We start from the raw sequence: 8,149 nt of genomic DNA, 5'->3' as shown, positions 1-8,149 counted from the left end.
CGGTTTTTTTGGGCCAGATTAGTCAACAAGGCAGGGGCCGGAGCAAAAAGGTTATGACAACAGCTTTCCCAATGATCAAGACGCTTGGTGAGTCGTTGTAACTGTCGATAGATGAAATAAAGCCTAATTGCGAGGAAGATATTGCCCAGGGCCAGACCAAAGTTAAAACAGATAACGAACAGCAACATCGAATGTTAAAATGGGGGGTCAGTTCGGGGAATTAGCTCAGTTGGTAGAGCGCTGCGATCGCACCGCAGAGGTCAGGGATTCGAGTTCCCTATTCTCCATAAACTCTACCTTGCCATGGTTTTGCCACGGTCCAGCCGGGCAGGTAATTCCCGCCTAGCGTTAACGCCAACGTTGATTTTCCAGGTCACGAATTTGTCGTTCCAGGCGATCGATGCGCCCCCGCAACTCGTCCATTTCCGACTGACGGGGTAAGCCCAAATCCTGGAGCATATTGCGCAGTTGTCTTTCTAAATTTGCTTCAATTTGTCCCTGCTCACTTTTGATTTGGCTCATTAAATCGTCCACAAAAGCGGTGGCTTGGTCGGCGTTAATTTTGCCTTCCTTCACCCATTGGTCACTCACATCGCTGAGTTTTTCCGCCACTAGAGTGGTGGTGCCCACACCAATCATCAAGAGTTGTTTTAGCCAGTCGTTTGTATCCATGGAGGGTTACGGGATTGAACAAAGTTGATAATTTGCCGAAAGTTGAGCTGAAGAATGGTGACCCAATTCCTCCTTGCCCTTCTCGTCAACCATAGCAAAAACCACCTTAAACGTTTTAACTTTCCAGTTCTGGGTTGCCAGTGGTCCACGGCCACACCCTCCCTGGGCTGTTGCTATATAATGGGCGGCACGGTCTTATGGGCGATCGCCGCTGAAATATTTATTTTTGAGAGTATGAATTTGATTACTTGGTTAGCTGATTTTTCCCGGGGCCACTGCGTTGGCATTTGCGCCGCCCTGGTACCGTCAATTTTACTCTGCACCACTATTTGCGCCGGTTTAATTGCCCTAGACCGACCCCGCTGGTCAGTTAACACTGCCTACGTTGCCACCCTGGTCGCCTGTGGCGTAATGGTGCTCCACGTTGCTTCCTGGTTCAGTATTGGGGTCATTACCCCGGTCACCTTTATTTTGTTGGGGCTTTCCCTGTCCTGTGGAAGCTTAGCTACCCTGTTCTGGCGATGCTCTCCCCAATGGCAAGAATTTTATCACTCTGGATTGAGGGAAATAATCAAAGCTAAATGGCCCCAGACCTTAAAGATTTGACATTCCCCTGTGGTCGAGGCTCTCTGCGAGATCGCCAACTATGACAGAACCAGCCAACAATCATCCCAGTCCCCCGCCGCAAAATTGGTTGTTCAAATGGTGGAATTCCCTCAACGCCATCACACGCCTCTTGGTGTTGGTGCTGGGGGCTCCTCTAATGGTGCTCAATGCCAGGGCCCTATCCTCCATTTTTGGCTATTTTGAGTCCCTTTTTGTCATTAGCCTAATCGCCTCCGTCATCGCCTTTTTACTCAATTACCCAGTGGCGTGGCTAGAAAAACAGGGGGCGAAACGTTTTGTTGCAGCCAGTTTTGTCTTCCTCACCGCCCTAATCATTTTCACCGCCCTGGGAGTAACCCTCATTCCCCTCGCCCTATCCCAGGCCCAACAACTGGTGGCCCGCCTACCGGATTGGCTCGATTCGGGTCAGAAGCAATTGGTATTGTTGGATCAAAAAGCAGAAATTCTTGGGTGGCCGGTTAACTTTGACGGTCTCATTCCCCAAATTAATAGCCGCCTAGCCGCTGAGCTACAAAACCTGGCCGGTAGCACTCTCAACTTAGCCCTGAGCCTGACCGTCTTCACCGTGGTGCGTTTGCTGGACGTGCTGTTAACGATAATTTTGACCTTTTATTTACTCCTCCACACGGACGACGTTTGGCAAAGCATCATTGGTTGGTTGCCGGAGCGCTTCCAAAAACCTTTTTCCGATACCCTGCGCCGTAGTTTCCAAAACTATTTCCTCGGTCAATTGGTCTCCGCCACTTGCATGGCCCTGGGACTGATTTCTGGCTTTTTACTGCTCAAAGTTCCCTTTGGCTTACTTTTTGGCCTCACGGTGGGGGTGATGGCCCTGATTCCCTTTGGGGGCTCTGTGGGCATTGTGTTAGTAACTTTTTTGGTGGCCCTGCGGGACATTGGCATGGCGTTACAGCTGCTGGCCGTGGCCTTAGTGATCCAGCAAATTGTTGAAAATGGCATTGCCCCTAGGGTGCTGGGGAGTGTGACGGGGTTAAATCCCTTTTGGGTTTTGATTTCCCTCTTAACCGGAGCCAGAATCGGTGGCCTACTGGGGGTGATAGTGGCTGTGCCTTCGGCGGTGATGATTAAAGAGGCCCTGGGGGCAATCCGCAGTATGAAGCCCTTGGTGCCAGCCCCAGACCCTAATCAAGATCCTTTGTATTTTAAGGGACAGGAAGAGGTGCGTCCCTTACCGCCCCGCCCCTGAATGTTAGGGTTTGCTTCGTATCAAAAACTACAGCAAATTTGAAATTGATTGACCCTAAGGGCTTAAGGAGAGACAGGACGGGGTAAGATTACTCTCTAGCCAGTGACAGCCATCTCGGTTGGCAATTTGTCCTTGCCCTAACTCCCCGATCTCAATGAGTAACGAAATTTACCTTAACCATCCGACCTTCGGGCTTTTGTATCAGATCTGTTTTTTGGATGACAATCAGGAAATTTTTACTACCCTTTATGCCCAAAGGTTATTTTTTTTGGTAAAAACTACGCCAAATAATACGCAGTTCGAACCAATTACCAGGGCGGACGCCAAACTGCTAATTGAAAATCGCCTGAGATTTTTACGCCGGGCGGGGGATTTTAAAGCCTATGACGTGTTGGCAAAGTTGCATAAAAACACTTTTTGAGATTGATTTCTTAGCCAACATTGTCGGAGATTACGCTGTGATAAAACATTTTTTCATTCCCCTAGGGTATTTTGTCTGGGCCCAAGCAAACTAATTGCGCTACCCTGAGCCTGGATAAACCCTTGGTAAATTAAAACGAATTTAAGGATTGAAATTTATGTTGCTCAAAAGTGCTGTTGCTTGGTTGGCTTTAACCTTTACCACTGGCCTAGTGTCGATCGCCCCGGTGCAGGCGGAAACGGTGTTGGAGAGGGTGGCCCGCACAGGGGAATTACGGGCTGGAACCCGCATCGATGCGGTGCCGTTTGGTTTTCAACTGGCCAATGGGGACATCGAGGGTTATGGAGTTGATTTAATGGCCTTAATTGGTCTGAAGTTAGCGGCAGAGACGGGCAAGACCATTACCGTTGATTTAGATACAGTTACCCTCCAGAATCGTTTTCAGGAGATCGCCAGTGGGGAATTAGATATAGTTTGTGAAGCCACGACCATTACCCAAGACCGCTTGGAGTTGGTGGATTTTTCGGCGCCATTTTTCATTTCTGGGGCCAAGTTTTTAATGAAACAAGCCAGTGTGGATGGTTTTCAAATTAATGGCACCCTGGAGGGGATTCCCATTGCCTACATTGAAAACACCACCACCTTCGACATTATTCCCCAGATTTATCCCTTGGCCCAGTGGGTGGCCGTTCGGGATCGTGAGGAAGGCATTGCTCAATTGGATAAGGGCCAGGTAACTGCGGTGGTCAGTGACGGTATTTTGTTGGTGGGGGAACTGCTGAAGCAGGGTAAAGATCCCGCTGATTATGCTTTGGGGCCCTATCAACCCATTACCACGGAACTCTACGCCTGTATTCTTCCCCAGGGGGACCGGGACTGGAAAAGGTTTGTGGACGAGGTCATTTCCAGCACGGAAAACCATGACCTGTTGCAAGAATGGTTCAACCTTGACCAGAGCAATGTGGTGCGGGTTGATCCTCTCTAGATTTCCATAAATTTTGCATGGGCGATCGCCGGGGGACAGGGCCGGAGTCCCCCCATTGCGGCAATAAACTAAACCTTTTTCCTTAGGAGTTAGGGACCTGTTAGCAAAATTCTGGTTGGCTCCCTAAACCGGCCTACTAAAGCTCCGGCAATGATGGGAAACCGAATCTCACTCTCCTCCCCCAATTTGGCAAGCAGGGGGCTCTTAAAACCCCTTGTTAGTGCCTATTTATCTATATGCCCGCATGGCCGAGGGCTAGGCCAGTGGCTAACATACCAAACACCAGAAATGGCTGGGCACTGGCTTGATATTTGACATCATTTTCCAGGGGATTACGCAGAAAATACATATCCTGAAAAGTTATCTGGGGAATGAGCAATAGCAACACAATGGTGGCGTAAAGCTGTTGGTGCACATAAATCAGGTATCCCGCAATACCCGCTTGGAAAACGTCGATCATGATCACACAGATCCAGGCTGCTGTCCCGATGCCAAACATCACCGGCAACGACTTTAACCCTAATTGGCGATCGCCTTCCACACTTTTAAAATCGTTAACCACCGCAATGCCCAAACCAGCCAAGCTATAAATCAGGGTCAACACCATAATGGTGGGGTTGAGAGTACCAAACAGAGCATGGCCCGCCCACCACGGTAGGGCAATGTAGCTAGCCCCCAGGGCATAATTCCCCAACCAACCATTTTGTTTAAGCTTCAACGGCGGTGCGGAATAAATGTAGGCAATAAATGCTCCCCCCAGGGTCAGCACGGTCATAATGGGAAAATCATGGTGAGCCCACACATCTAGACCATAGGCAACACCAATGCCCGCCGCCAACAGGATCAAAATCTGCGCCACCACCTGGGGCACAGAAATGGCCCCGGAAGGAATGGGTCTATAGGGTTCATTGATGGCGTCGATTTCCCGGTCGTAAAAATCATTGAGGGTTTGGGTATAGCCGGTCATTAATGGGCCGGATAACAACATACAGGTAAGGGCTTTGAGAAAATCCTCCACCGACCAGATGTAGCCCCCCGAAGAAGCGGCCCCACAGACTACCCCCCAGATCAGGGGAATCCAAGTGATGGGCTTCATCAACTGGAGCCGAATTTTCCAAATGGAACTTTCCCCTGGGGCGGCCCCTTTCATGCCCAGTAACTGCCGAGCCTTGGCTTGATTTTGTCCGGTATTTTGTGTGTCAGACATAAATGATTCAAAGGTTGACTAGCGTACCCAAAAACACTGACCCAGCCTATCACCCTTGGGGTTAGGAATGCCATGAAACAGCGGGGTTTTGTCCAAGGCGGAGATTTTTTTAGCCCAGACTCTGAAGAAAGTTCTCCAACATTTGTTTACCTTCCTTGGTCAGAATACTTTCCGGGTGAAACTGCACGCTCTGCACATGGGGATAGTCCCGGTGTCGAAAAGCCATCACCATGCCATCAGCTAACCACGCCGTCACCTCCAGGCAATCCGGTAAACTCCCCCGCTCCACAATCAAACTATGGTAACGGGTTGCTTGCACAGGACTGGCCAGGCCAGCAAAAATGCCCTGTTGTTGATGATAAATCTGGGAAGTTTTGCCGTGCATTAATTCCGGGGCGGCCACCACCTTGCCCCCAAATACCTGCCCGATGCTCTGGTGCCCCAGGCAAACCCCTAAGATTGGTGTGGAGGCGCTCAGCTTTTCAATTAACTGAAGGGAAATGCCCGCATCGTCAGGACGGCCAGGGCCGGGGGAAATGACAATGGCATCGGGCTGGAGGGATTTAACTTCTTCGAGGCTAATTTGATCGTTGCGATACACCCGTAGATCTTCGGCCACGGCATACTTCTGCCCCAATTCGCCTAAATACTGAACGAGGTTGTAGGTAAAACTGTCGTAGTTATCTATAACCAGAATCAACTGGAATGCTCCTTTGCGGTCAAATGTGGACGGGGATTAGACCATCAAGGATAGCAGTGGTGGTAATAATAAACAGCCCCCCACTATCACTGCGGCGATCGACGCTAACAATACCGCCCCAGCCGCACAGTCCTTGGCAATTTTGGCTAGCTCGTGGTAGGACTGCCCAACCGTTAAATCCACCACTGATTCCAAGGCTGTATTTAACAACTCCAAAATCATTACCAGGGAGGAAGTCAGGGCCAACACCGCCACGGCGATCGGAGCTAACTGCAACAGAAAACCCGCTGTGACCACCACTGTGCCCATGAAAGTATGAATACGAAAATTCCGTTGGGTGACAAAAGCATAGCTAACGCCTGCCCAGGCGTAACGAAAACTTACCAAAAGATTGGGGGCCACCTGCCAGGCATTTTTTCTCAACGGCTTTTTAGCGCCGGGCTTGGGGGCAGGCACTACCAGAGCCAAGGGAGGAGGGGACTGGGTCTGCTTAGCCTTGCCGGATAAACCCTGATCAGCAAAAACCGCCGAGGATGGGGAAGACATGGGATATACCGATTTCATGAGCTACGACTCCGAGCAGTGTAGTCGACAGAACAATTCTCCTATGTAACCTGGGTTACAAGTTTCTAGATAAATAGGGGAGGATGCTGGCCGATTAAGGTTAACAAATGGGATTGCTGGGACAACATGGTGGTGAGGGAGGCTTCGTCAGGATGGTCCCAACCGAGGAGATGGAGTAGGCCGTGGGCCGTTAACCACACGACTTCTAATTTTGTACTATGACCCCGTTCCCTGGCTTGCTGGCCAGCCCGTTCTAGGGAAATTACTATATCACCCAAATAAAGAGGTTCCCCCATTTCTTCAGATTCTGTTAAGGGGAAATCCACTTCCAGGGCCGCAAAAGCTAACACGTCGGTGGGCTTATCCTGGTGACGAAATTGCTGATTTAACTCTTGGATACGGCGATCGCTGGTGAATAGTAGAGTCAGTTCGTAGCCGGGGGCGGGGGGCAAATTCTCGGCCAGACAATTTAGCCAGCTTTGACACCACCCTTGCCAAGGATTGGCCAACAACTCTTCCACCCACGGGCCAGCCACGGCAGAATCGGTTAAGTCAGTTTGTAGGCTTAGTTCCAACGCAATTTGGTGGAGGGAAGTAGGGGCCATGGCCTTAGCGGGTAAGGTAGGAAATCCCCACCAGCACTCCGAGGAGGGCACTGGCGGACAGGAAAAAATGAGTTAGGGATTTGCCCTTTTTCCGCACCATATTACGCATGGCCAACTTGACATAGGTTGGTGGGGGCTCCGCCGGGGACGGATTAGTAACTTCTGGGGCTTCTGGGGTGGGTAAATCACTCATGGTGGATAGACAGGGATTGGCTAGGCCAAATTCAGGTGAGGTGAGTAGTTTGAAATAAACCTATTTGTTGGAGTTATTGGTCAACTCAAGGGCTGTTACGGTGGTAGAACTTAAAAACCAAACCCTAGCCACATAGCTTTGGTGACCATAATTGGGCCGGAAGTTAGTCCCGGAGGTAGAGAAATTTAAAGCTAAGGTCCAACGGACTACATGCCCAGCCACCCTAACTCTAGTGAGGAATTTTGCAAAATGCAAGCTTGCCCGGCAGCCATGGTAGGATGGAAAGCTGGATTTATCCAAAGATTTCATTAACTTTGCACGACTGGGCTTTATTTAACCCAGGCCGGCGGACTTTTACCCCGATAACCACCGGCGATCGCCTTCTTTGCCCCCCATGAAACACACCCTCTCTGTTTTAGTTGAAGATGAAGCCGGAGTTCTAACCCGCATTGCCGGACTATTTGCCCGCCGTGGTTTTAACATTGAGAGTTTGGCGGTGGGATCGGCGGAACAGGGGGACGTTTCCCGCATCACCATGGTGGTGCCAGGGGATGAGAACACCATCGAACAACTAACCAAGCAACTTTACAAGTTGGTTAATGTAATCAAGGTGCAGGACATCACCGAAACCCCCTGTGTGGAACGGGAATTGATGTTGGTCAAGGTGAGTGCCAACGCCCCCAACCGGGCAGAGGTAATTGAACTGGCCCAGGTATTCCGGGCCCGCATTGTGGATATTTCCGAAGACACTGTCACCATCGAAGTGGTGGGAGACCCAGGTAAAATGGTGGCAATCCTCCAGATGTTGGCCAAGTTCGGCATTAAAGAGGTGGCTCGAACGGGCAAAATTGCCTTGGTGCGGGAGTCCGGCGTCAACACGGAATATCTGAAATCCCTGGAATCCAAGTTTTAGGGCCTATCCCTCCTTGGTTGACCGTTCATCAATCACTTTGTCCCCAGGGTTGTCC

The 8,149-nt window shown here is 50.3% G+C and carries 11 protein-coding genes, 1 tRNA gene and 1 pseudogene; 6 read left to right on the top strand and 7 right to left on the bottom strand.

The window, feature by feature from the left end; all coding sequences use genetic code 11:
• Window positions 1-188: pseudogene (locus IQ219_RS13320) on the bottom strand (hypothetical protein); the annotation flags it as partial.
• Window positions 189-214: 26 nt separating this feature from the next.
• Between IQ219_RS13320 and IQ219_RS13315 the strand changes: the two are divergent.
• Window positions 215-287: transfer RNA gene (locus IQ219_RS13315), tRNA-Ala, on the top strand.
• 61 nt (window positions 288-348) lie between these two features.
• On the opposite strand, the gene IQ219_RS13310 is transcribed toward IQ219_RS13315, so the two are convergent.
• Entirely contained in the window at window positions 349-672 is a 324-nt protein-coding gene (locus IQ219_RS13310; protein WP_190597993.1) for a phasin family protein, read from the bottom strand.
• Window positions 673-852: 180 nt separating this feature from the next.
• Here IQ219_RS13310 and IQ219_RS13305 point away from each other — a divergent pair, with 180 nt between their 5' ends.
• The 4 genes from IQ219_RS13305 (at window position 853) to IQ219_RS13290 (ending at window position 3,912) form a co-directional block, all read left to right on the top strand.
• Window positions 853-1,278: a hypothetical protein gene (locus tag IQ219_RS13305; protein ID WP_194072927.1), complete on the top strand. Its 426-nt coding sequence runs from the start codon at window positions 853-855 to the stop codon at window positions 1,276-1,278.
• Window positions 1,279-1,318: 40 nt separating this feature from the next.
• On the top strand, window positions 1,319-2,506 hold the full coding sequence (locus tag IQ219_RS13300) for an AI-2E family transporter (RefSeq protein ID WP_190597994.1): 1,188 nt from the start codon (window positions 1,319-1,321) through the stop codon (window positions 2,504-2,506).
• A gap of 154 nt (window positions 2,507-2,660) precedes the next feature.
• Window positions 2,661-2,927, top strand: coding sequence for a transcriptional coactivator PipX (gene pipX / locus IQ219_RS13295; RefSeq protein ID WP_010873509.1), 267 nt, complete (start codon window positions 2,661-2,663; stop codon window positions 2,925-2,927).
• Between the two features lie 157 nt (window positions 2,928-3,084).
• Window positions 3,085-3,912, top strand: coding sequence for an amino acid ABC transporter substrate-binding protein (locus tag IQ219_RS13290; protein WP_194072926.1), 828 nt, complete (start codon window positions 3,085-3,087; stop codon window positions 3,910-3,912).
• A gap of 232 nt (window positions 3,913-4,144) precedes the next feature.
• On the opposite strand, the gene chlG is transcribed toward IQ219_RS13290, so the two are convergent.
• The 5 genes from chlG to IQ219_RS13265 form a co-directional block, all read right to left on the bottom strand.
• Window positions 4,145-5,119, bottom strand: coding sequence for a chlorophyll synthase ChlG (chlG, locus tag IQ219_RS13285; RefSeq protein ID WP_194072925.1), 975 nt, complete (start codon window positions 5,117-5,119; stop codon window positions 4,145-4,147).
• A 109-nt stretch (window positions 5,120-5,228) separates the two neighbouring features.
• The gene (locus IQ219_RS13280; protein WP_194072924.1) at window positions 5,229-5,819 is read right to left on the bottom strand and encodes an aminodeoxychorismate/anthranilate synthase component II; all 591 of its coding nucleotides are present in this window, start codon (window positions 5,817-5,819) and stop codon (window positions 5,229-5,231) included.
• A gap of 36 nt (window positions 5,820-5,855) precedes the next feature.
• On the bottom strand, window positions 5,856-6,383 hold the full coding sequence (locus IQ219_RS13275) for a diacylglycerol kinase family protein (protein ID WP_194072923.1): 528 nt from the start codon (window positions 6,381-6,383) through the stop codon (window positions 5,856-5,858).
• A gap of 65 nt (window positions 6,384-6,448) precedes the next feature.
• The gene (ybeY, locus tag IQ219_RS13270; protein WP_194072922.1) at window positions 6,449-6,988 is read right to left on the bottom strand and encodes an rRNA maturation RNase YbeY; all 540 of its coding nucleotides are present in this window, start codon (window positions 6,986-6,988) and stop codon (window positions 6,449-6,451) included.
• A 4-nt stretch (window positions 6,989-6,992) separates the two neighbouring features.
• Window positions 6,993-7,181 carry a DUF3285 domain-containing protein gene (locus IQ219_RS13265; protein WP_190598000.1) on the bottom strand — a complete coding sequence of 63 codons (189 nt, stop codon included), beginning with the start codon at window positions 7,179-7,181 and terminating at the stop codon, window positions 6,993-6,995.
• 394 nt (window positions 7,182-7,575) lie between these two features.
• Between IQ219_RS13265 and ilvN the strand changes: the two genes are divergently transcribed.
• Entirely contained in the window at window positions 7,576-8,094 is a 519-nt protein-coding gene (gene ilvN, locus IQ219_RS13260) for an acetolactate synthase small subunit (protein WP_014407139.1), read from the top strand.
• Window positions 8,095-8,149 lie beyond the last annotated feature (55 nt).

This window comes from Synechocystis sp. LEGE 06083 (assembly GCF_015207725.1).
Lineage (GTDB): Bacteria > Cyanobacteriota > Cyanobacteriia > Cyanobacteriales > Microcystaceae > Synechocystis > Synechocystis salina.
This window is presented reverse-complemented; position numbering and strand designations above follow the sequence as displayed.